Origin of the sequence: Pseudomonas sp. 10C3 (genome assembly GCF_036346185.1) — a bacterium.
In the GTDB taxonomy this organism is placed as follows: domain Bacteria; phylum Pseudomonadota; class Gammaproteobacteria; order Pseudomonadales; family Pseudomonadaceae; genus Aquipseudomonas.
In genome coordinates, this window is record NZ_JASJVE010000009.1 from 145,609 (window position 1) to 166,850 (window position 21,242).

Genomic DNA, 21,242 nt, shown 5'->3' on the forward strand with positions numbered 1-21,242 from the left:
AGCGGGAGACTGGTGATGCCGGTCGGTGTTCAGGTCATCGAGGGAAGACAACCCATGCCCTCCAGCGTGGCCTCCACCGCCTCGTCCAGCGGAGTGTGCGGTTCTTGGCCGAGTGTGGCTTGCACGTGCGCGCTGCTCATCCGAACCGGCGTGTACCACAGGTATCGCATCTCAAGTAGTTCGCGAAACGTCGCCACAAAAGGTGAAACCAGCTTAACCAGCCACCAAGGAAAAGCACGTAGCTTCGGCTGCCTACCACCACGCCCTGTTACGACGCGGCAGATCGCTTCAGCCATTTGCATTCCGTTGGCGTCCCAATGGCCAGCCATGTGAAATACCGCAAACGGCGCCAAGGCATCGCGACGCTCTAGCAATTGCACCATCGTGCGTGCCGCATCGGGAATATAGGACCATTGATGACCCACGCCGGCCAGGTTGGGAAGATTTATGGTCGCCACCGGCTGGCCCGGCTTAACCAAACCTTGCGAAAACCAACTACTGCCAGACTTCGGCCCGAAGAAGTCGCCGGCCCGTACGATAATCACCCGGCATCCCTGAGTCGTTGCAGACGCCAGGCGACGCTCCAGTTCCACACGAATGGCACCCTTGCGGGTTTTCGGTTGCTGCGGTGAATCTTCATGAAGCACTGGAAAGGCGCTCGGACCAAAGTTGTACACAGTGCCGGGCAGTACGACAGTGGCACCTTGCGCGCTCGCCGCTGCAAGGGTGTTGTCGAGCATAGGCAGCACAAGCTCGCCCCAACGGCGATATCCCGGCGGGTTCACTGCATGCACAATCACCGAGCAGCCAAGTGCTGCTACCATGACATCGTTGCGATTCATCGCATCACCGACGATCCAGGTAATGCCGTCCCGTTTCCCTGCGGCGTGCTGCTCTCCTCGCCGGAGTGCGCGCACATCCCACCCGCTATCGCACAGCTGCCGCGCCATTTCGCCACCAATGCCACCGGTGGCGCCGAGAACCAGCACCGTGTTGTTGCCCGCCATGTTGAATCTCCGCTGCGTTGGAATGGAGAAAGTCTGGGCCGGATTACACCCGAATAGAATTGTTCAAGATGAGGCTGCTGCTATACATTTATGTATGGACTACGACATTAGCTGGGAACTTTACCGCTCCTATTTAAGCGTGCTGCAAGAAGGATCATTGTCCGGTGCGGCACGTGCAATGAGTGTGGCGCAACCGACGGTAGGCCGGCACATTGCGGCGCTCGAAAAGCAGCTCGGCGTGACCCTCTTCACCCGCTCTCAACGAGGCCTATTGCCTACCGAAGCAGCATTAGCGCTGAAGCCCTATGCCGATTCGATGAGGGCACATGCCACGGCCTTGAAACGAGCAGCTGAAAGTCTTGGGGACGGAGTCAAGGGAACGGTGCGCATCACTGCGAGCGAAGTCATCGGTGCAGAAGTCCTGCCACCCGTCATAGCGCGACTGCAGAGCAATTACCCAGCGTTGAAAGTCGAACTCGTTTTGACCAACCGGGTGCAAGACCTGCTTCATCGAGAGGCCGATATTGCAGTTCGTATGGCACAGCCTAAGCAAGACTCGCTCATTGCGCGACGCGTTGGAGAGATCGAGATCGGTTTGCATGCACATGAGCGCTATCTGCAAGCTCGTGGCACGCCCAGCACCTTGGTCGACCTCTCGCAGCACGCGCTGATCGGTTTCGACGAGGAAACACCATTTTTGCGCGCTGCTAGACAAGCGCTACCAGAATGGCAACGAGACAACTTCACACTGAGAAGCGATAGCGATCTCGCGCAACTGGCGATGATCCGCGCGGGCGCGGGTATTGGTGTGTGCCAAGTAGCGCTAGCCAAGCGCGACCCGGCATTGGTCCGCGTGCTTGCGCAACAATTTGGGGTCAGGCTGGAAACATGGCTGACCATGCACGAGGATTTACGCAACAGCCCACGCTGCAAAGTTACGTTTGATGCGCTTCTGCAGAGGCTTCAGCAACACATGTCCTAGGGAAACCCTTATACGGCGCCAGGCTTTCAGCACGATCCGCCGCTTGCCTGCAGGGGTTTTCTGATCAGGCCACTTTCTTCTTCGGCTTGAGGAACTTGGTCAAGCCCTGAAACCAGATCACCAGGCCCGGATTACCCGTGATCTGGATGTCCTTGTCCTGAATCCCCTGCATAAATGCCAATTGCTTGTTTTTAGCCCGCATCGTGGCGAAACCGAACCCAGCATCCTTGAACGAAATCGAGAACGCTGGCTCGGCGACCACGCCTGGACGGCTGGTGAGACGCTGGCTGCTCACGACGAAATGGCGCGCGACCGTGCCGTCGAATGTCTGCAGCTGGAAGGTCAATTCCTTACCGGCCAATTGATTCTGAAAAGCGGGATTGTTGCGGCTGGCTTTGGCCATCATTCGGCCAAGCATCCACAGGAGAAAACGAAATTTCATGCACACAGCCTCAACAGGGGCGCCGCTCAGGTCAAAAGCGGCCAGCGGTGCAGTGTAGCGGTTTGCCGCCCCGACAACAGTAGTGAAATGTTACTTGATCGGCGAGGATCGCTACAGAAGTCGGATTGTTCGACAATTAAACGTCTGCGCACCACACATTCTTCAAAGCCAAAAAAAGGGCATCCAACCTGATTGGAGTGCCCATTTTTGCTGCTGTTCGCTTCCCGCTGAAACCTCAAGCAGATTAAGGGTTAACGCTGTCTTTCAAAAATTTGCCAGGTTTGAAGGCTACGGTGTTACTCGCCTTGATTTTGACTGGCTCACCAGTTTGCGGGTTTTTGCCGGTGCGGGCACCGCGGTGACGCTGCAAGAAAGTGCCAAATCCCACCAGGGTGACGCTGTCTTTACGATGCAGTGCGCCAGTGATCTCTTCAAGCACCGCGTTGAGTACCTTGTTGGCTTGTTCTTTGGTGAGATCCGCTTTTTCAGCAATGGCGGCTGCGAGTTCTGGTTTACGCATATAAAGCCTCTTTGACGTTTTTTTGTTGTTATGTCCGTGCTGTTCTTCCCGAACAGCGACCAAGGCGCCGCAACAGCTCTACTATGCGGCAGACGAGAATGAGGATGGCATGCCATCGGGGCCCGCGCCAGCCTGTGCGCGACGTTTGTAGAAACAAAAATGGGGCTTATCCGACAGAACGACCTGTATTTACGCCAAGAGGGGCGGCAAGCCTTTGTTCAGTGCCATTTTTTCCATGACAGCGGTGCCGGTCAGGGCGTAACCCAGCAGGTTACCGTTGGCGTCCCGGCACAGGGCTTTGATATCGGCACCCTGCCCTTCAACGGTCCACACCCCTTCCATGCCGCGCGGTACTGGCGAAACCACCAACGGACACACCGGCGTTTTGACGGTGATCGGCATAGGGCCATAACTGACAGCGGTCGGGTTGCCGGCAAGGGTTTGCGCCAGTGCGCGCGCGCAGCTCATCAACGGCATGACGTAGAGCAGATTCAAGCCATCAACTTCCGCGCAGTCGCCCAGGGCGAAAATATTGGCATGGGATGTCTGCAAATGACGATCAACCACAATCCCGCGACCGGTCTGCAAACCTGCCGCAGCAGCCAGATCGACACGTGGACGCAACCCAATGGCCGACACAACCACGTCACACGAAAGCACTTCTCCATCGGAAAGATGGGCCTCAAGCCCATGCTCGGTGCGTAGCAGGCGCGTCATCACCGGCCCTAGATGGAAGCGAGCCCCAAGCCCTTCCAACCCCGCTTGCACCGCAGCAGCGGCTACCGGGTGAAGCAAGGTGGGCATGACTTGCTCGCAAGGTGCGACCAGGTCCACTTCATAACCACCGAGGATCAGGTCGTTGGCAAACTCACAGCCAATCAAACCGGCGCCCAGCAGCAATACCCGATGTTTACCTGCGGCCGCAGCGCGAAACCGCGCGTAATCCTCAAGATCGTTGATCGGAAATATCGCGTCACTGGCATCACCTTCTACAGGAACACGCACGGTTTCAGCGCCCCAGGCGAGGATCAGGTCGCGGTAGTACACGACCTCTTCGCCGATCCACAGGCGCTTGTGTCCCGGATCGATGCCGCTGATACGCGTATGGGTGCGCACTTCTGCTTTCAATTGCTCAGCCATGGCGCCGGGTTCGGCCATGCTCAAGCCATCGGCTTCCTTGTTCTTCCCAAAACCGGTGGAGAGCATTGGTTTTGAGTAGGAACGCCCGTCATCCGCAGTAATCAGCAGCAGCGGCGTTTCGCCATCGAGCTTGCGAAATTCCCGGGCGAGATTGTAGCCCGCCAGGCCAGTGCCCACGATCACGACAGGTGCGTTCATTCGGTTCTCCTGATTGAGGTGTAAAAGGTCGAACGGCAGATCAGCCGATTTCGATCATTTCAAAATCCATTTTGCCCACACCACAGTCCGGGCATAGCCAGTCCGCGGGCACATCTTCCCAGCGGGTTCCCGGCGCGATGCCATCGTCCGGCCAGCCGTCGGCCTCGTTATAGATCAAGCCACACACAATGCACTGCCACTTCTTCATCGGTAAATACTCTCGGTTCTCAGGCTGTCCTGGCCCAAGCGGTCGATGGGTAACTCGATTGCCGCCAGGCTCAGGGCGTTTTGTACTGATCGGTGCGCTCATATGCAAGCGCGATCGACGCAACAGGGCGGTCCTCAGGGGTCAGGCCCAGCAATCAAACATGCTAAGCTCGCCACTTCGACTGTTGCCAATAATTACCCACCGTGTCCCACCAACGCCTTCTTCTTGTTGCCCCTGACTGGCTCCAGCAAAATCAGCTGATGGAGTTACCCGATTCTGTGACCCTCGATTGGCTATTCAATCAGGACTCGCTGACCCGCCGCCTAACTCGCCTTTCTGCCAATAGTTTCAGCGTGACCCCCCTGTTCGAGGGCTGGCAAACCCTGCGTGCGGACGAATGTGCAGCACTGGACTTGCCCGCTCAAAGCCTTGGCTGGGTGCGCGAGGTGTATTTGCGCGGCAATGCCCAAAAGTGGGTCTTTGCCCGTAGCGTCGCGGCACAAAGCGCCCTGCTGGAAGGCGGATTGAACATGGATGAGCTGGGCACGCGGTCACTGGGCGAGTTGCTGTTTTGCGACGCGGCGTTCGAGCGCGGCGCCCTCGAGGTGTGCCACTACCCCGGCGCGTGGCTGCCCGCTGATGATGCTGTCGAAGGCTTGTGGGGTCGACGCTCATGTTTCAGCCGTGGCGCCTTGAGCTTGTTGGTGGCTGAGGTCTTTCTGCCGAATCTGTGGCACGCGACTGAAGTCGCCGGGCCCGTTGTTACGGAGCATCATTGATGTACCTGAGCCTGCTTAAATCGCTGAACCGCCTGAATCCACGGGCCTGGGACTTTATCCAGCTGACCCGCATCGACAAGCCCATCGGCATTTACCTGCTGCTGTGGCCGACCCTGTGGGCGCTGTGGATCGCGGCCAAGGGCGTGCCGTCTTTGAGCAATCTGCTGATTTTCGTGATCGGCGTGATTCTGATGCGTGCCGCCGGTTGCGTGATCAATGACTTCGCCGACCGTAAAGTCGACGGCCACGTAAAACGCACCGAGCAGCGCCCGCTGGTCAGCGGCAAGGTCCGCTCGCGTGAAGCGCTGGTGTTGTTCGCGGTACTGGTGGGCTTGAGTTTTCTCCTGGTGTTGCTCACCAACTCGCAGACCGTCTGGCTGTCGTTCGGCGGCTTGGCACTGGCGGCGTGCTACCCCTTCATGAAACGCTACACCTACTACCCGCAGGTGGTGCTGGGCGCAGCGTTTTCGTGGGGCATGCCGATGGCGTTCACCGCCGAGACCGGCGACCTGCCGGCAGCGGCCTGGTTGCTGTACATCGCTAATCTGCTGTGGACTGTGGGCTACGACACCTACTACGCGATGACCGACCGCGAAGACGACCTGAGAATCGGGGTCAAATCCACAGCGGTGCTGTTCGGCGATGCCGACCGCGTGATCATTCTCAGTTTGCAGGGCCTGGCGCTGGGCTGTCTGCTGCTGGCCGGGTCACGCTTTGAGCTGGGCACGTGCTTCCACGCAGGTCTGCTGGTGGCCGCTGGGTGCTTTGTCTGGGAGTTCTGGTACACACGCAATCGTGAGCCGCAACGCTGTTTCAAAGCGTTTCTGCATAATCATTGGGCGGGGTTGGCCATTTTTGTCGGCATCGTCGCCGACTATGCACTGCGTTAACCGTCAGCGTTCAAGCAGACGGCTAACGCAACTGCCAGGCGCTTAATGCTTGGCGGCGTGCCACATGTCCATTTTGCCGTCGCCCATCATGTCTCCCGCCTTTTTGTCCATTTTGAAGGTGTAGAGCGGTTTGCCGTCATAGGCCCATTGCATCGTGCCATCATCGCGCTTGATCGTTGTCCACTCGCCAGCCGCTTTGCCGTCGGCAGGCGCCATCAGGGGTGGCCAGCTTTCAGCGCACGAGCCATTGCACATTGATTTACCGTTAGCGTCCTTGTCGAAGGTATACAGCGTCATTCCCTTCTGATCGACCATCATTCCGTTCTTGACCATGGCAGGGTCGGCAGCGAACGCCATCCCGGACGAAGCCAGTACCGCCGCGGTAAGCAAGCCAAGCAAGGTTTTCGAGATTTTAGCCATTTTAGATACATCCTCTTTTGTTTTAAGAGCGAACTCTAAGCTTAGACTCAAAATACGCAGGCATACTGGCCACTCCCAAGCTGTCACACGACTGCAATAATTCCGTTATCTAATGCGACTCAAGACAGTTAAATGACAAGAGGACAGAGCATGGCTGGCAGGAGCATTCTGATAGTTGACGACGAAGCGCCTATTCGCGAAATGATCGCCGTTGCGTTGGAAATGGCCGGCTACGATTGCATGGAAGCCGAAAACTCCCAGCAAGCCCATGCCATCATCGTTGACCGCAAACCGGACCTGATTTTGCTCGACTGGATGCTGCCTGGCACCTCGGGCATCGAATTGGCCCGCAGACTCAAGCGAGATGAGCTGACCGGCGACATCCCGATCATCATGCTCACCGCCAAAGGTGAAGAGGACAACAAGATCCAGGGCCTGGAAGTCGGTGCCGACGACTACATCACCAAGCCGTTCTCACCCCGCGAACTTGTCGCACGCCTCAAGGCGGTGTTACGCCGCGCCGGGCCGAGCGATGTCGAAGCACCAATTGAAGTGGGCGGCCTGTTACTCGATCCGATCAGTCACCGCGTCACCATCGACGGCAAGCCCGCAGAAATGGGCCCGACCGAATACCGTTTGCTGCAATTTTTCATGACCCATCAGGAACGCGCCTACACCCGTGGCCAATTGCTCGATCAGGTGTGGGGCGGCAATGTGTATGTCGAAGAGCGCACCGTAGACGTACATATCCGGCGTCTGCGAAAAGCCCTCGGCGACGCCTACGAGAATCTGGTTCAAACTGTTCGCGGCACGGGCTACCGTTTTTCCACCAAGAGCTGATCCCGCGCGTCTTAGCGCGTCGGCTGCTGACAGGCCTGATTGACCGCCCACTCGACAAGGATGCGTTTGAATTGAACCAAAACTGGCATGGCACCCTGATCCGTCACATGCTGCTATTGGTGACCGCCTGCTTGGTGATCGGTTTGGTCAGCGGTTATTACGGCTGGAGCCTGGCGATTGGGCTGGCGGTTTACCTGACATGGACACTCAAACAATTACTGCGCCTGCACCAGTGGCTACGCCAGCATAAACCCGACGAGCCGCCGCCTGACGGTTATGGCTTGTGGGGCGACGTGTTCGACAGCATTTATCAGCTGCAACGCCGTGACCAACGCGTTCGTGGCCGATTGCAAGCGGTGATCGACCGCGTTCAGGAGTCCACTGCGGCCCTCAAAGACGCAGTGATCATGCTCGACAGCGACGGCAACCTGGAATGGTGGAACCGCGCGGCGGAAACCTTGCTCGGCCTGAAAACCCCGCAAGACAGCGGTCAGCCTGTCACCAACCTGGTGCGTCATCCACGCTTCAAAGAATACTTCGAGCAGAACAATTACCTTGAGCCGCTGGAGATCCCCTCGCCGATCAATGATCGCGTGCGCGTGCAGCTGCTCATCACCCGCTATGGCAATAACGAACACCTGATGCTGGTCCGCGATGTGACCCGCCTTCATCAGCTTGAGCAGATGCGCAAAGACTTCGTCGCCAACGTCTCTCATGAGCTACGCACGCCACTGACGGTGATCTGTGGCTATCTGGAAACCTTGCTCGATAACGTTGAAGAGATAAACCCGCGCTGGACTCGTGCTCTGCAGCAGATGCAACAGCAGGGCGCGCGTATGCAAACCCTGCTCAATGACTTGCTGTTGCTGGCCAAACTAGAAGCCACCGACTATCCATCGGGCAACCAGCCGGTCCTCGTACCAACGCTGTTGCAGACCATCAAAAATGACGCCCAAGCGTTGTCCGGGCAGCGCAACCAGCGCATCACTCTGGAAATCGACAGCACACTCGGACTCAAGGGCAGCGAGCCCGAACTGCGCAGTGCGTTTTCCAATCTGGTGTTCAATGCGGTGAAATACACCCCGGCCGAAGGCGCAATCCACATCCGCTGGTGGGGCGACGAGCAAGGCGCACACTTGCGCGTACAGGATTCAGGCCCCGGCATCGAGGCCAAGCATCTGCCGCGCCTGACCGAACGGTTCTACCGCGTCGACTCCAGCCGAGCGTCCAATACCGGTGGCACAGGGCTTGGCCTGGCCATCGTCAAGCACGTGCTGTTACGCCATCGAGGCACACTGGATATCAGCAGCGTGCTGGGCAAAGGCAGCAGTTTTACCTGCCATTTTGCCCCTGCCCAAGAGATCAAGCTCTGAGCAAACCCTAGGCAAGCTGGCCGGTAGCCGCTACATTGCGCTCTTATGCTCGCCACTTTGGCTGCGGCAACCCCCTCGATAATACGGAACCTTTAAAACTCCACCATGGACCCTTCCCCTAGTTATAACCTGGCCTCACTTTTTGCCGATTTCGGCATGATTCTTTTTGCAATGGTCCTGGTTCTGCTCAACGGCTTTTTCGTTGCCGCCGAGTTCGCCATGGTCAAGCTGCGCTCGACCAAGGTCGAATCCATCGCCGTTAAAAACGGCTGGCGCGGTCATATCCTGCGCACGGTCCACAGTCAGCTGGACGCCTATCTTTCAGCTTGCCAGTTGGGTATCACCCTCGCCTCCCTCGGCCTTGGCTGGGTCGGTGAGCCTGCGTTTGCCCACTTGTTGGCACCGCTGCTGGACATGGTCGGCGTACAGTCGCCGGAATTGATCAAGGGCATATCGTTCTTCAGTGCGTTTTTCATCATCTCTTACCTGCACATCGTCGTCGGCGAGCTGGCCCCCAAATCCTGGGCGATCCGCAAACCCGAGCTGTTGTCGTTATGGACGGCCGTGCCGCTGTATATGTTCTATTGGACCATGTACCCGGCGATTTACCTGCTCAACGCCAGCGCCAACGGCATCCTGCGCATCGCTGGCCAAGGCGAACCCGGCCCGCATCACGATCATCAATACAGCCGTGAAGAACTGAAGCTGATTCTGCATTCGAGCCGAGGCCAGGACCCGAGCGATCAAGGCATGCGCGTGCTGGCCTCCGCCGTCGAAATGGGCGAACTGGAGGTGGTCGATTGGGCCAATTCCCGCGAAGACCTGGTGACCCTCGACTGCAATGCACCGCTCAAGGAAATCCTGGCCCTGTTCCGCCGTCACAAATTCAGCCGCTACCCGGTCTACGATGCAGAGCGTGGCGAATTCGTCGGCCTGCTGCACATCAAGGACTTGTTGCTGGAACTGGCCGCGCTGGACCATATCCCCGCGTCGTTCAACCTCTCCGAGCTGACCCGGCCATTGGAGCGCGTATCCAAACACATGCCCCTGTCACGCCTGCTGGAGCAGTTCCGCAAGGGTGGCGCGCACTTCGCACTGGTTGAGGAGGCCGACGGCAAAGTCATCGGTTACCTGACCATGGAAGACGTGCTGGAAGTATTGGTCGGCGATATCCAAGACGAACACCGCAAGGCCGAACGCGGCATTCTTGCCTACCAACCCGGCAAGCTGCTGGTGCGGGGCGATACGCCGCTGTTCAAGATCGAGCGCCTGCTGGGTATCGATCTGGACCACATCGACGCGGAGACACTCGCCGGATTGATCTACGAGACCCTGAAGCGGGTGCCCGAAGAAGAGGAAGTGCTGGAAGTCGAAGGCCTGCGCATCATCATCAAGAAGATGAAAGGGCCGAAAATCGTCCTGGCCAAGGTGCTCAAGCTCGATTGACCTGGAAAGGCCCATTCGTTCCCACGTGATGACGCAATCTACTGTGCGGTCTGTGTGGGAACGAGTTCATTCGTGATAGGGGTGTTCCGGACCGCCTCAGTTCCCGCCTACCGCAAAATTCGGCAGGCTGTCGACGCGCTCCGCGAACCGATAGGGAATCGACTCCAGCCCCAGCCCACCGTTACGCTGCACCACGAAATGCAGATGGGGCCCGCTGCTGTTACCGGTATTGCCGGAACGCGCCAGCGCGCTGCCGACAACGACGCGCTGACCTTCCTTGACGCTCACCGAGCCACGCATCAGGTGTAAATAGACACCCATGGTGCCGTCGTCGTGCAGTATCCGGACAAAATTACCTGAAGGGTCCGCACCGTGGCCCGATTGACCATTCTCGGTTTTAACCACCGTCCCCGCCCGAGCGGCAATGATTGGCGTGCCTTCGGGCATGGCAATGTCCATCGCGTAACGGCTTTTAATACCAAAGTGGCTGAAGGCGCCATTGGGACCCTGGCTCAAGCGAAAAGGCCCGCCCTGCCAAGGCAGCGGGTAACTGTAACCCTGAGGCTGACGCCCAGGGTCGCCCAGCGAGTAGCGCAGCTTGGGCGTGTAACTCAGCGCCTTGCCCGCCTGCCGGGGACTGAGCACGGCCAGACGCACAGCGCTGTGGGCGGGAATGACACGGTGGATCGGCTGCCCCGTGGTGCCCAGCACATTCTTCAGCGCCGTGACCTGCAACTCCACCTCGACAGGCGCATACGAATCGTTGCGCACAAACAGGCTGTGCACGCCCTTGTCCTTTTTGATGTTCAGATGCACCTGTTTTTCAAGGTGCTCGACGATCCGCTCGCGAGGCACCACCACCGTAGCACCCGCCGTTGGCCTGTCGGTAAACGAGACCACGCCATTGGCATCGGTGAATTTATAGATGGTCACCGCCACCGACGATTGCGCGGTCAGCAACAGAGCACACAGGAGTAAGCAGCGCTCGAGCATCGTGATTGATATCTGGGTAGTGGGAGGCAGGGAGAGCGTAGCAGCGATTTGCCGCCATTTGGGGGTGGCGGTATCAATCAGTAGCAAAGAGGCAGGGAAATCAGACAAACCGCGTCAGCACCTTCGCAGGCAAGCCTGCGAAGGTGCTGACGCTCAGGGATCAACCCCCCGGTACGAAGTGCTTTTGCGCCGTGCCGCGGGCGATCAGGCGGGAGACGTAGTCGAGTTTCTGTGCGTCCTGGTCGACAAAGCGGAAGGTCAGTTGCAGCCAATCGCTGTCGGGTTTGGGTTCGTAGGCGACGATGGCGTGTAGGTAGCCGTTGAGACGGGCGACTTCGGCGTTCTCGCCTTGTTCAAGGTCGAGTACGGCGCTGTCGAGCACCTGTGGCAGGACGTCACCGCGACGCACCACCAGCAGCGCTTCCTTGAGGCTCAGCGCCTTGATCACGCATTGCTGGTTACCACTGGGCAACCGCAATTGGCCTTGACCGCGGCCGCCAAGGGCTGGCGCAGCAGCAGGCGCAGAGGCCCGGGCAGACGAGTTGATCAACGGCGCCGCTTTCGGCCCGGTAGCTGGCGCAGCGGCCGGCCTGACCACTTCCGCCTTGCCACCGGTCAGGGCGCTGAGGGAATCGTTACCGAACGCCGAGTTCATCTTGGTTGGCGCGCTGGCCAACAGGGTGTCGAGCTTGCCGACTCTGGCCAGCGCCTTCTTGACCTTGGTCAGCAGCTGCTCATTGGTGAACGGCTTGCCAATAAAGTCGGTGACACCGGCCTGGATCGCCTGGACCACGTTTTCCTTGTCACCACGGCTGGTGACCATGATGAACGGCAAGGCCTTGAGGTTGTCCTGCCCACGGCACCAGGTCAGCAGTTCCAGACCGGACATCTCCGGCATTTCCCAGTCGCATAACACCAGATCGAACGCCTGACGCTCCAGCAAGACCTGAGCCTTGCGACCGTTGACGGCGTCTTCGATGTGAATGCCGGGAAAGTAGTTACGTAAACCTTTTTTCACCAGATCGCGAATAAATGGCGCGTCATCCACCACCAGTACACTGACTTTACTCATTGATCTTTCCTTTAAAATCCCGACAAGCATAGCGCTGGTTGATGGCCAATTGCTAAACCGATTAACGACGCCAGGACTTTTCGTTCGCGGGCGGCTTGAACTCAAAGCCCGTAACGAAAACGCCCGACAATGAGCCGGGCGTTTTTTTGCAGGCAGTCTTATTTATCGTCAGGTTTGACCAGAACATTAGCGCTATCGTCAATGACGCCCTGCACTTCTTCCCTCATGCGCTTGAGGCCCATATGGCGGACGTCGGTACCGCGCACCAGATAGATGACCAGCTCCGAAATATTACGGGCATGGTCGCCGATACGTTCCAGCGAACGCAGCACCCAAATCACGCTCAACACCCGCGAGATAGAACGCGGGTCTTCCATCATGTACGTGACCAGCTCGCGCAGCGCGGTTTTGTATTCGCGGTCGATGGTCTTGTCGTACTGGGCCACGGACAGCGCCAGATCGGCATCGAAGCGAGCGAACGCATCAAGTGCATCACGGACCATGTTGCGCACCTGATCGCCGATATGCCGCACTTCAACGTAACCACGCGGCGATTCGCCTTCTTCACACAGCTGAATGGCGCGCTTGGCAATTTTGGTGGACTCATCACCGATGCGCTCCAGATCGATCACAGACTTGGAAATGCTGATGATCAAACGTAGGTCGGAGGCCGCTGGCTGACGACGCGCAAGAATACGCAGACATTCTTCATCAATGTTGCGTTCCATCTGGTTGATCTGGTCGTCGATGTCACGAACCTGCTGGGCCAGGCCCGAGTCGGCTTCGATCAACGAGGTCACCGCATCGTTGACCTGTTTCTCGACCAAGCCACCCATTGCCAGCAGATGGCTGCGCACTTCCTCCAGTTCGGCGTTGAACTGCTGGGAGATGTGATGAGTAAGGCTGTCTTTATCGATCATGCTTATTGTCCTTGGAACGTCCAGTTAACTACGAGACCGCAGCAGTACTTCAGGGCCAACGAGCCAGGCCCTAGCCGTAACGACCGGTGATGTAGTCTTCTGTCTGTTTTTTCGCCGGGTTGGTGAACAGCGTGTCGGTATCACCGAACTCGACCAGTTTGCCCATGTACATAAAGGCGGTGTAGTCGGAGACCCGCGCCGCCTGTTGCATGTTGTGGGTCACAATGACAATGGTGTACTTGGCTTTCAGCTCGTAGATCAGCTCTTCGACTTTCAGCGTCGAGATCGGATCAAGTGCCGAGCACGGCTCATCAAGCAGCAGGACTTCCGGCTCCACAGCGATGGTACGTGCGATCACCAAACGTTGCTGCTGACCACCGGACAGTCCCAGTGCCGACTCGTGCAGGCGGTCTTTGACCTCCTCCCACAGTGCCGCACCCTTGAGCGCCCACTCGACCGCTTCATCGAGCACACGTTTTTTGTTGATGCCCTGAATACGTAGCCCGTACACCACGTTTTCATAGATGGTTTTCGGGAACGGGTTGGGCTTCTGGAACACCATGCCGACGCGGCGACGCAGTTCAGCCACGTCTTCGCCCTTGCGATAGATGTCGTGGCCGTACAGGTTGATGGCGCCTTCCACACGGCAGCCATCAACCAGGTCGTTCATCCGGTTGAACGTGCGCAACAAGGTTGACTTGCCGCAGCCGGACGGGCCGATAAAGGCGGTCACGCGTTGTTTCGGGATGTTCATGCTGACGTCGAACAACGCCTGCTTGTCGCCGTAGAACAGGCTCAGACCCGGCACTTCGAGCGCAACGGTTTCATTCGCCAGATTCAGGCCTTGCTTATCGCGTCCCAGGGCGGACATGTTGATGCCATGGGTATGGGTTTCGTGCTGCATAGGGTTACTCCATACGCTAACAATTCGTTTCATCGAACCGCCCTCCTCGCATGAGTGGGCGGCGCTCTTCAAATCAGCTATCCAGCGCTTTGTACTTCTCGCGCAGGTGGTTACGAATGGCCACCGCAGACAGGTTGAGCAAGGCGATCACCAGTACCAGCAGCAGCGCCGTGGCGTACACCAGCGGCCGCGCGGCTTCGACGTTCGGGCTCTGGAAGCCGACGTCATAAATATGGAAGCCCAAGTGCATGATCTTCTGGTCAAGGTGCAGGTACGGGTAGTTGCCGTCCACCGGCAGCGACGGCGCCAGTTTCACTACACCCACCAGCATCAACGGCGCCACTTCACCGGCAGCACGGGCGACCGCCAGAATCATCCCGGTCATCATCGCCGGGCTGGCCATGGGCAGCACGATCTTCCATAGGGTTTCAGCCTTGGTTGCGCCGAGTGCCAGCGAGCCCTCGCGAACGGTACGCGGAATACGCGCCAAGCCTTCTTCGGTGGCAACGATCACCACGGGAACGGCCAGCAGTGCGAGGGTCAGAGACGCCCAGAGCAAGCCTGGCGTGCCGAAGGTCGGCGCTGGCAAGGCTTCAGGGAAGAACAGCCGATCCACCGAACCGCCGAGCACGTAAACAAAGAAACCCAGACCGAATACCCCGTACACAATCGCCGGCACCCCGGCCAGGTTATTCACCGCGATACGGATCAACCGGGTGACCGGGCCTTGCCGTGCGTACTCTCGCAGGTACACCGCAGCCAGAACGCCGAACGGAGTGACGATCATGGCCATGATCAAGGTCATCATCACAGTGCCGAAAATCGCCGGGAAGATCCCGCCTTCGGTGTTGGCTTCACGCGGGTCTTCGCTGAGGAACTCCCACAATTTCTTGAAGTAGAAACCAAGCTTGGTAAAAGTGCCCATGGCATTCGGTTGGTAAGCGTGAACCACTTTGCCAACGCTGATCACCACTTCGGTGCCGTTGGCATCGCGGGCTGTCAGGCTGTCGCGATTGAATGCCTCATGCAACGAGCCCAGTCGCCCTTCAATCGCCTGGTAACGAGCGTCCAGTTCGGCGCGCTCGCTGTCCATGTCCGCTTGAGCGGCAGCATCGAGCTTGCCGTCGAGTTCCAGTTTGCGTTTGTGCAGACGCAGACGCTCGATGCCATGGTTGATGGCACCAATGTCTTTTTTCTCGAGCCTGCCAAGCTCACTGGCCAGGGTTTCGACGCGCTTGATTCGCTCTTGAAGAATCGGCCAGGCTGCTTCACCTTCGGCGATGACTTTGCCGTCTTCCTTGAGGTTGACCAGGTAGCCGTAGTAGTTACCCCACTCACGTCGCTCCAGGGTCATCAGCTCGGCAGGTTTGCTCTGTTCCGTCAGCCATTCGCCGACAACCCAGGTGAAATCGCTTGGGTTGGTATCACGGTTGCCGACCTTGAACAGCTCGCGAGTCATGAACTCCGGACCCACATCGGGTACCGGCAAGCCCGCACCCTTGAGGCGAGCGCGAGGTACTTCCTCGGCCTGTACCACTTCACCGATCAATACATGGTTAGTCTGATTGGGCACGTTGTACTGCGCGCGCACCACATCAGCCGGCCAGAAGTGACCCAAGCCACGGACGGCGATCACTGTCAGCAAGCCCAGAGTCATGATCACCGCGATGGACACAGCGCCCGCGCTCATCCAGACGCCAGGGGCACCGCTCTTGAACCAACTCTTGAGGGAGTTCTGTTTCACAGACTTCTACCTTCCTTAGAGAGACGAATATTTCTTGCGCAGACGCTGACGAATCAGCTCCGCTAAGGTGTTCATCACGAAGGTGAACATCAGCAGCACCAGCGCTGCCAGGAACAGCACTCGATAATGGCTGCCGCCGACTTCGGACTCTGGCATCTCAACCGCGACGTTCGCCGCCAGAGTACGCATGCCTTCGAACAGGTTCATGTCCATGATCGGTGTATTACCGGTGGCCATCAGCACGATCATGGTCTCGCCGACAGCGCGGCCCATGCCGATCATCAAGGCCGAGAAAATGCCAGGGCTGGCGGTGAGGATCACCACCCGCGTCATGGTCTGCCATGGCGTCGCACCCAGGGCCAGCGAGCCCAGAGTCAGACCGCGCGGCACGCTGAATACGGCGTCTTCAGCGATGGAGTAGATGTTCGGAATCACTGCGAAACCCATGGCCAGCCCGACCACCAGTGCGTTGCGCTGATCATAGGTAATGCCCAGGTCGTTGGTGATCCACATGCGCATGTCGCCGCCGAAGAACCAGGTTTCCATATACGGGCTCATGCCCAACGACAACCAGCCCACCAGCAACACCACAGGTATCAGGATCGCGGCTTCCCAACCATCCGGCACTCGCAGCCGGAATGACTCAGGCAAGCGGCTCCAGATAAAGCCCGCCAACAGAATACCAATCGGTGTCAGCAGCAACAGGCTGAAGATCCCCGGCAAATGCCCTTCCAGATACGGCGCCAGAAACAGGCCAGCGAAAAAGCCGAGAATCACTGTCGGCATCGCTTCCATCAGTTCGATCACCGGCTTGACCTTGCGGCGCATGCCCGGGGCCATGAAGTAAGCGGTGTAGATCGCAGCGGCAATCGCCAGGGGCGCCGCCAGCAGCATCGCGTAGAACGCCGCTTTCAAGGTGCCGTAGGTCAATGGCGCGAGGCTCAGCTTGGGCTCGAAGTCAGTGCTCGACGCAGTGGACTGCCAGACGTACTTCGGTCCGTCGTAGTTTTCGTACCAGACCTTGCTCCACAGCGCGCTCCACGAAACTTCCGGGTGCGGGTTGCGCAGGCTCATTGGCAGCAACTTGCCGCCCTCTTCGACGATGACCTCGTCAGCACGTGGCGACAGTCCCATGACACCTGGGCCCTGAGCCACCTGATCGACCAACAGCGTGCGATGCGCGGTGCTATGGAACACCCCGAGCTTGCCGGAAGCGTCGAGGGCGACGAAGCCTTTACGGCGCTCTTCGCCGGTGATTTGTACGATCGGCGTGGTGCCCATCTGGAAGTCACGGATGTGCTCCAGGCGCAACTCGCCGTCGGTATCGCGGGCCATGAACCACTGAGCCAGACCGCCCGTGGTGCTGCCGATAATCAGCGACACACCGCCGACCAATTGCGTACTGGCGGAGACTTCAGCGTTACCGTCTTCCAGCAGTTTGTAGCGGCCGTTGAGGCTGCGATCACGCAAGCTGAAGACGTCGGCCTGAGCGCGACCGTTGATCACGTACAGCCACTGCTGGCGCGGATCGATAAAGATTGCCTTGACCACTTCGGTCATGTGCGGCAGTTCGATGCGGGTCAACTCGCTGGTGGTCTCCCCGGTCATCATGTTTTCTTCCTGGGACAAGGAGAGCACATGCAATTGCGAGCCGGTGGAACCCGCTACCATCAGGACTTTGTCGCTGGCGTTGAGGCTGACGTGCTCCAAGGGCCGGCCTTGTTCGTCCAGGCTCAGCGCCGCTTCGCCAAATGGATACGTGATGGTCGGACTGATGGTCTTGACGTTGCCCGGGTAGGTGATCAGGTAGTTGTGTTTGAACACCAGTGCCTGACCGTTGGACAGACCCAGCACCATCAACGGGCTGCCTGGCTGATCTTTACCGATAGCCGTCACAGTCGTGCCCGTCGGAATCGGCAAGGCGACATGCTTGAGCTCGGTCCCGTCGTCGATGCGGAAGAACAGCGCTTCACCCTTGTCGGATACTCGCAGGCCAACCTTGTTCTGCTCTTCGATGGCAATCATCAGTGGCTTGCCCGCATCCTGCATCCAGGCCGGATTGAGCGCCTTCTCGGTGGTCAGTTTCGCACCTTGGAACAAGGGCGCGACCACGTAAGCAAGATAGAAGAAAATCAGCGTAATAGCGGCCAGCACTGCCAGGCCACCGACCAGTACATACCACTGGGTCAGACGGTCTTTAAACGCGCGTATACGGCGTTTTCGCTTGAGCTCGGGCGTATTGAAGTCAATTCGCTCGGGAGGGGAATTTTGAGTCATGGTGGAATTGGCCAGATCATTCATGCGCTCACCCTAGCGGTCCTTTATTACAAAAACATGACAGTGCGGTGACGCAAAAAATCCGCAGCCCAAAAGTACTGGCAGCGGACTACGAAATTAGTAGCGGGACCCCGTTGAATCAGGTCCCGCTCAGGTATTGAGATCGGGGCAAAAAGTGCGTGCCCCGCGTCAACCCTTACTTAGCAGCGCCTTCCTGCAAGCCCAGGTCAGCCAGTGCTTTTGCAGCAACCTTGGCTGGCAACGGGATGTAACCGTCTTTGATCACGACTTCTTGACCCTGTTTAGACAGGACCATTTTCACGAACTCGGCTTCCAGCGGTGCCAGAGGCTTGTTCGGCGCTTTGTTCACGTAGATGAACAGGAAGCGCGACAGTGGGTATTTGCCGTTCAGTGCGTTTTCTTCGCTGTCTTCGATGAATTCAGTGCTGCCTTTCTTGGACAGGGCAACCGTCTTCACGCTGGACGTTTTGTAGCCGATACCTGAGTAACCGATGCCGTTCAACGAGCTGCTGATCGAGCTTACAACCGAAGCAGAACCTGGCTGTTCGTTAACGTTAGCGCGGAAGTCGCCTTTGCACAGGGCTTCTTCTTTGAAGTAGCCGTAAGTGCCGGATACCGAGTTACGACCGAACAGTTGGATCGGTTTGCCAGCCAGGTCGCCGGTCACGCCAACATCACCCCAGGTTTTGGCTTCGGCTTTGGCGCCACACAGACGGGTCGCGGAGAAGATCGCGTCCACTTGTTCCATGGTCAGGTGCTGAATCGGGTTGTCTTTATGTACAAAAATAGCCAAGGCATCGACCGCGACCGGGATTGCAGTTGGCTTGTAGCCGTACTTCTGCTCGAAAGCCGCCAATTCGGTGTCTTTCATTTTGCGGCTCATCGGGCCCAGGTTCGAGGTGCCCTCAGTCAACGCAGGTGGTGCGGTGGCCGAACCGGCTGCTTGAATCTGAATGTTCACGCTTGGGTATTCTTTTTTGTAAGCCTCAGCCCACAAGGTCATCAAGTTTGCCAGGGTATCGGAGCCGACACTGGACAGGTTACCCGAGACACCGGTGGTCTTGGTATAGCCTGGAATAGCTGGGTCAACAGCAGCAACCGCAGTGGCGGTGGCAACGCCTGCGGCGACGAAAGTCAGAGCCGCCATCAATCGCTTAAGTCTCATGCCTTGCTCCTAGCAAAATTGGATAGGTATTGGATCGACGCCAAGTATCTAAGGGCCGTGTGAACACTCTATGAAAGCAATGTGACAATTAGATGAAAGGCCATCATCGACTTTCAATGATAGCCGTTCAGTTCAGGAGGGGGCGGCGGCATTCGCCCAGCAGGCAAGGCGATTCAACACTCAGCGTTGCTTGCGCAACAAATGGATGCCAATCAGCATGCCCATGACGCAGAGGGCTGCCACGTACCAGGCCGGCCCCATTGGACTGGTCTTGAGCATGAGGGTCACCACCATCGGCGTCAGACCGCCAAATATCGCGTACGCCAGGTTGTACGAGAACGACAGTCCCGAGAACCGCACGGCTGCCGGAAAGGCCTGGACCATGACGAACGGCACCGCACCGATGACGCCGACAAATAACCCGGTGACGGCGTACAACGGAAACAGCCAGTCGGGGTGCGCCAAAAGGCTGTGATAGAACGTCCATGAACTGACAAGCAACGCCAGGCAACCGAGGATAAACACCCAGCCAGCGCCAAAGCGATCCGCCAGAGAACCCGCGCCGACACAGCCCAGGCTCAGGCAGACAATCGCCAGACTATTGGCCTTCAGCGCCGTCGCGGGGGAGAAGCCGTAAACCGTTTGCAATACCGTTGGGGTCATCAGGATCACGACGATGACGCCAGCCGACAACAGCCAGGTCAATAGCATCGATAACAGGATCGCCCCGCGATGGTCGCGCAACACGGCCTTGAGCGGCACCTCTTCGGCCAGCGCCTTGCGCAGCTGCAGCTCGGCGAAAACCGGCGTTTCATGCAGCCAGCGGCGCAGGTAAACAGACAGCAGACCAAATACGCCCCCAAGCAAAAACGGAATCCGCCATGCGTAATCGAGCATCTCCTCAGCGCTGTAGAGGCTATTGATCAGGGTGGCGACCAGCGAACCCAGCAAAATGCCCGAGGTCAGGCCGGCGGTCAGGGTGCCGCACGCGTAGCCAATGCTGCGCGGCGGCACATGCTCGGACACAAATACCCAGGCGCCAGGCACCTCACCGCCAATCGCCGCACCCTGAATAACCCGCATCAACAGCAGCAGAATCGGCGCCCACAGGCCAATCTGCGCGTACGTCGGCAACAAGCCCATGATCAGGGTCGGTACGGCCATCATGAAAATGCTCAGGGTGAACATTTTCTTGCGCCCCAAAAGGTCGCCGAAGTGCGCCATAACGATGCCACCCAGCGGTCGCGCCAGGTAACCGGCAGCAAAAATACCGAAGGTCTGCATCAGTCGCAGCCACTCAGGCATATCCGCAGGGAAAAACAACTTGCCGACCACAGTGGCAAAAAACACGAAAATGATGAAGTCGTAAAACTCCAACGCTCCGCCCAAGGCAGAAAGCGACAAGGTCTTATAGTCGCTGCGGGTCAGCGGGCGCGAGGGCTGCACGGTACTTGAGGACACAGTGGACATGGCAAGGGCTTCTCTTGGGATTGCTGAGCATCAGCAACGCTGGCTGAGGCTTGACGGCTTGCACACTTCCTCACTAAGGAAAACGCTGACATGGGCATCAAAATTGCCCTTATAGCGAAAAGTACAGAGTCGATCGGGTCCGGCACGATAGCAAATTCTCTAAAAAGCACACAGTCAGGCGCTTTACGCAGTCAAAATGAGAACCGAGTGGTCGTCGCATGGTCCATCGATCGATATACTCGCAGACCGTAAGAGACAATCCAGCGTACTCCGGGTTGCTGTGCGAAATCGCCGCTGAGCCCAATCCAGCCGCTTTCGCAGAGTTTCCCCTTAAGGCATCGCTGAAAGCGGATGAACGCAATTTGTTCATGAACATCGTTTTCACTGAGACCTGTTAACCGCACCAAAACATTAAAGAGTCATGGGTCGAG

Annotated in this window: 20 protein-coding genes; 6 read left to right on the forward strand and 14 right to left on the reverse strand. The window is 58.0% G+C overall.

Annotated features, from left to right (window positions below; genetic code table 11):
• Window positions 1-29: 29 nt before the first annotated feature.
• Window positions 30-1,007 carry an NAD-dependent epimerase/dehydratase family protein gene (locus QN399_RS10905; RefSeq protein ID WP_322177015.1) on the reverse strand — a complete coding sequence of 326 codons (978 nt, stop codon included), beginning with the start codon at window positions 1,005-1,007 and terminating at the stop codon, window positions 30-32.
• Window positions 1,008-1,101: 94 nt separating this feature from the next.
• Here QN399_RS10905 and QN399_RS10910 point away from each other — a divergent pair, with 94 nt between their 5' ends.
• Window positions 1,102-1,989 (forward strand): LysR family transcriptional regulator, encoded by an 888-nt coding sequence (locus QN399_RS10910; RefSeq protein WP_330200941.1) that lies wholly within the window; start codon window positions 1,102-1,104, stop codon window positions 1,987-1,989.
• A 64-nt stretch (window positions 1,990-2,053) separates the two neighbouring features.
• On the opposite strand, the gene QN399_RS10915 is transcribed toward QN399_RS10910, so the two are convergent.
• The 4 genes from QN399_RS10915 to QN399_RS10930 all read right to left on the reverse strand — a co-directional run bounded on the left by QN399_RS10915 (window position 2,054) and on the right by QN399_RS10930 (window position 4,497).
• Window positions 2,054-2,431, reverse strand: coding sequence for a helicase (locus QN399_RS10915; protein WP_330200931.1), 378 nt, complete (start codon window positions 2,429-2,431; stop codon window positions 2,054-2,056).
• Between the two features lie 244 nt (window positions 2,432-2,675).
• Window positions 2,676-2,951, reverse strand: a complete 276-nt coding sequence (locus QN399_RS10920; protein ID WP_219063073.1) for an HU family DNA-binding protein — start codon at window positions 2,949-2,951, stop codon at window positions 2,676-2,678.
• A gap of 189 nt (window positions 2,952-3,140) precedes the next feature.
• Window positions 3,141-4,289 carry an FAD-dependent oxidoreductase gene (locus tag QN399_RS10925; RefSeq protein WP_322218581.1) on the reverse strand — a complete coding sequence of 383 codons (1,149 nt, stop codon included), beginning with the start codon at window positions 4,287-4,289 and terminating at the stop codon, window positions 3,141-3,143.
• 40 nt (window positions 4,290-4,329) lie between these two features.
• Window positions 4,330-4,497 (reverse strand): rubredoxin, encoded by a 168-nt coding sequence (locus QN399_RS10930; RefSeq protein WP_017528588.1) that lies wholly within the window; start codon window positions 4,495-4,497, stop codon window positions 4,330-4,332.
• 203 nt (window positions 4,498-4,700) lie between these two features.
• On the opposite strand from QN399_RS10930, the gene QN399_RS10935 reads away from it, so the two are divergent.
• Both QN399_RS10935 and ubiA read left to right on the forward strand, forming a co-directional pair.
• Window positions 4,701-5,276 (forward strand): chorismate lyase, encoded by a 576-nt coding sequence (locus tag QN399_RS10935; protein WP_322218584.1) that lies wholly within the window; start codon window positions 4,701-4,703, stop codon window positions 5,274-5,276.
• Window positions 5,276-6,166, forward strand: coding sequence for a 4-hydroxybenzoate octaprenyltransferase (gene ubiA / locus QN399_RS10940; RefSeq protein WP_322177019.1), 891 nt, complete (start codon window positions 5,276-5,278; stop codon window positions 6,164-6,166). The genes QN399_RS10935 and ubiA overlap by 1 nt, the downstream gene beginning before the upstream one ends.
• 42 nt (window positions 6,167-6,208) lie before the next feature.
• On the opposite strand, the gene QN399_RS10945 is transcribed toward ubiA, so the two are convergent.
• The gene (locus QN399_RS10945; protein ID WP_322218590.1) at window positions 6,209-6,586 is read right to left on the reverse strand and encodes a hypothetical protein; all 378 of its coding nucleotides are present in this window, start codon (window positions 6,584-6,586) and stop codon (window positions 6,209-6,211) included.
• 150 nt (window positions 6,587-6,736) lie between these two features.
• On the opposite strand from QN399_RS10945, the gene phoB reads away from it, so the two are divergent.
• From phoB to QN399_RS10960, 3 genes are all read left to right on the forward strand, one after another.
• On the forward strand, window positions 6,737-7,426 hold the full coding sequence (phoB, locus tag QN399_RS10950; RefSeq protein WP_219063077.1) for a phosphate regulon transcriptional regulator PhoB: 690 nt from the start codon (window positions 6,737-6,739) through the stop codon (window positions 7,424-7,426).
• A 107-nt stretch (window positions 7,427-7,533) separates the two neighbouring features.
• Entirely contained in the window at window positions 7,534-8,799 is a 1,266-nt protein-coding gene (gene phoR / locus QN399_RS10955) for a phosphate regulon sensor histidine kinase PhoR (protein WP_322182947.1), read from the forward strand.
• A gap of 105 nt (window positions 8,800-8,904) precedes the next feature.
• Window positions 8,905-10,245, forward strand: a complete 1,341-nt coding sequence (locus QN399_RS10960; RefSeq protein ID WP_322177021.1) for a hemolysin family protein — start codon at window positions 8,905-8,907, stop codon at window positions 10,243-10,245.
• A gap of 96 nt (window positions 10,246-10,341) precedes the next feature.
• Here QN399_RS10960 and QN399_RS10965 read toward each other — a convergent pair whose 3' ends face one another.
• From QN399_RS10965 to QN399_RS11000, 8 genes are all read right to left on the reverse strand, one after another.
• Complete coding sequence (locus QN399_RS10965; RefSeq protein WP_330200942.1) at window positions 10,342-11,238, reverse strand: peptidoglycan DD-metalloendopeptidase family protein; 897 nt, start codon at window positions 11,236-11,238, stop codon at window positions 10,342-10,344.
• A 160-nt stretch (window positions 11,239-11,398) separates the two neighbouring features.
• Window positions 11,399-12,310 (reverse strand): response regulator, encoded by a 912-nt coding sequence (locus tag QN399_RS10970; protein WP_322218593.1) that lies wholly within the window; start codon window positions 12,308-12,310, stop codon window positions 11,399-11,401.
• Between the two features lie 158 nt (window positions 12,311-12,468).
• Window positions 12,469-13,230, reverse strand: a complete 762-nt coding sequence (gene phoU, locus QN399_RS10975) for a phosphate signaling complex protein PhoU (RefSeq protein WP_322177023.1) — start codon at window positions 13,228-13,230, stop codon at window positions 12,469-12,471.
• A gap of 70 nt (window positions 13,231-13,300) precedes the next feature.
• Window positions 13,301-14,134 carry a phosphate ABC transporter ATP-binding protein PstB gene (gene pstB / locus QN399_RS10980; RefSeq protein WP_219063106.1) on the reverse strand — a complete coding sequence of 278 codons (834 nt, stop codon included), beginning with the start codon at window positions 14,132-14,134 and terminating at the stop codon, window positions 13,301-13,303.
• Window positions 14,135-14,207: 73 nt separating this feature from the next.
• Window positions 14,208-15,824 carry a phosphate ABC transporter permease PstA gene (gene pstA, locus QN399_RS10985; protein WP_322278480.1) on the reverse strand — a complete coding sequence of 539 codons (1,617 nt, stop codon included), beginning with the start codon at window positions 15,822-15,824 and terminating at the stop codon, window positions 14,208-14,210.
• 69 nt (window positions 15,825-15,893) lie between these two features.
• Window positions 15,894-18,179, reverse strand: coding sequence for an ABC transporter permease subunit (locus QN399_RS10990; protein WP_330200932.1), 2,286 nt, complete (start codon window positions 18,177-18,179; stop codon window positions 15,894-15,896).
• Window positions 18,180-18,351: 172 nt separating this feature from the next.
• Window positions 18,352-19,341: a phosphate ABC transporter substrate-binding protein PstS family protein gene (locus QN399_RS10995; protein WP_219063083.1), complete on the reverse strand. Its 990-nt coding sequence runs from the start codon at window positions 19,339-19,341 to the stop codon at window positions 18,352-18,354.
• Window positions 19,342-19,521: 180 nt separating this feature from the next.
• Window positions 19,522-20,811 (reverse strand): MFS transporter, encoded by a 1,290-nt coding sequence (locus QN399_RS11000; protein WP_322177025.1) that lies wholly within the window; start codon window positions 20,809-20,811, stop codon window positions 19,522-19,524.
• Window positions 20,812-21,242 lie beyond the last annotated feature (431 nt).

What these genes read in the sequence shown, in the direction of transcription:
- QN399_RS10905 (WP_322177015.1), bottom strand. Translation starts at nt 1,007, where the DNA reads ATGGCGGGCAACAACACGGTGCTGGTTCTCGGCGCCACCGGTGGCATT.
- QN399_RS10910 (WP_330200941.1), top strand. Translation starts at nt 1,102, where the DNA reads ATGGACTACGACATTAGCTGGGAACTTTACCGCTCCTATTTAAGCGTG.
- QN399_RS10915 (WP_330200931.1), bottom strand. Translation starts at nt 2,431, where the DNA reads ATGAAATTTCGTTTTCTCCTGTGGATGCTTGGCCGAATGATGGCCAAA.
- QN399_RS10920 (WP_219063073.1), bottom strand. Translation starts at nt 2,951, where the DNA reads ATGCGTAAACCAGAACTCGCAGCCGCCATTGCTGAAAAAGCGGATCTC.
- QN399_RS10925 (WP_322218581.1), bottom strand. Translation starts at nt 4,289, where the DNA reads ATGAACGCACCTGTCGTGATCGTGGGCACTGGCCTGGCGGGCTACAAT.
- QN399_RS10930 (WP_017528588.1), bottom strand. Translation starts at nt 4,497, where the DNA reads ATGAAGAAGTGGCAGTGCATTGTGTGTGGCTTGATCTATAACGAGGCC.
- ubiA (WP_322177019.1), top strand. Translation starts at nt 5,276, where the DNA reads ATGTACCTGAGCCTGCTTAAATCGCTGAACCGCCTGAATCCACGGGCC.
- QN399_RS10945 (WP_322218590.1), bottom strand. Translation starts at nt 6,586, where the DNA reads ATGGCTAAAATCTCGAAAACCTTGCTTGGCTTGCTTACCGCGGCGGTA.
- phoB (WP_219063077.1), top strand. Translation starts at nt 6,737, where the DNA reads ATGGCTGGCAGGAGCATTCTGATAGTTGACGACGAAGCGCCTATTCGC.
- phoR (WP_322182947.1), top strand. Translation starts at nt 7,534, where the DNA reads ATGCTGCTATTGGTGACCGCCTGCTTGGTGATCGGTTTGGTCAGCGGT.
- QN399_RS10960 (WP_322177021.1), top strand. Translation starts at nt 8,905, where the DNA reads ATGGACCCTTCCCCTAGTTATAACCTGGCCTCACTTTTTGCCGATTTC.
- QN399_RS10965 (WP_330200942.1), bottom strand. Translation starts at nt 11,238, where the DNA reads ATGCTCGAGCGCTGCTTACTCCTGTGTGCTCTGTTGCTGACCGCGCAA.
- QN399_RS10970 (WP_322218593.1), bottom strand. Translation starts at nt 12,310, where the DNA reads ATGAGTAAAGTCAGTGTACTGGTGGTGGATGACGCGCCATTTATTCGC.
- phoU (WP_322177023.1), bottom strand. Translation starts at nt 13,230, where the DNA reads ATGATCGATAAAGACAGCCTTACTCATCACATCTCCCAGCAGTTCAAC.
- pstB (WP_219063106.1), bottom strand. Translation starts at nt 14,134, where the DNA reads ATGCAGCACGAAACCCATACCCATGGCATCAACATGTCCGCCCTGGGA.
- pstA (WP_322278480.1), bottom strand. Translation starts at nt 15,824, where the DNA reads ATGAGCGCGGGCGCTGTGTCCATCGCGGTGATCATGACTCTGGGCTTG.
- QN399_RS10990 (WP_330200932.1), bottom strand. Translation starts at nt 18,179, where the DNA reads ATGAATGATCTGGCCAATTCCACCATGACTCAAAATTCCCCTCCCGAG.
- QN399_RS10995 (WP_219063083.1), bottom strand. Translation starts at nt 19,341, where the DNA reads ATGAGACTTAAGCGATTGATGGCGGCTCTGACTTTCGTCGCCGCAGGC.
- QN399_RS11000 (WP_322177025.1), bottom strand. Translation starts at nt 20,811, where the DNA reads ATGTCCACTGTGTCCTCAAGTACCGTGCAGCCCTCGCGCCCGCTGACC.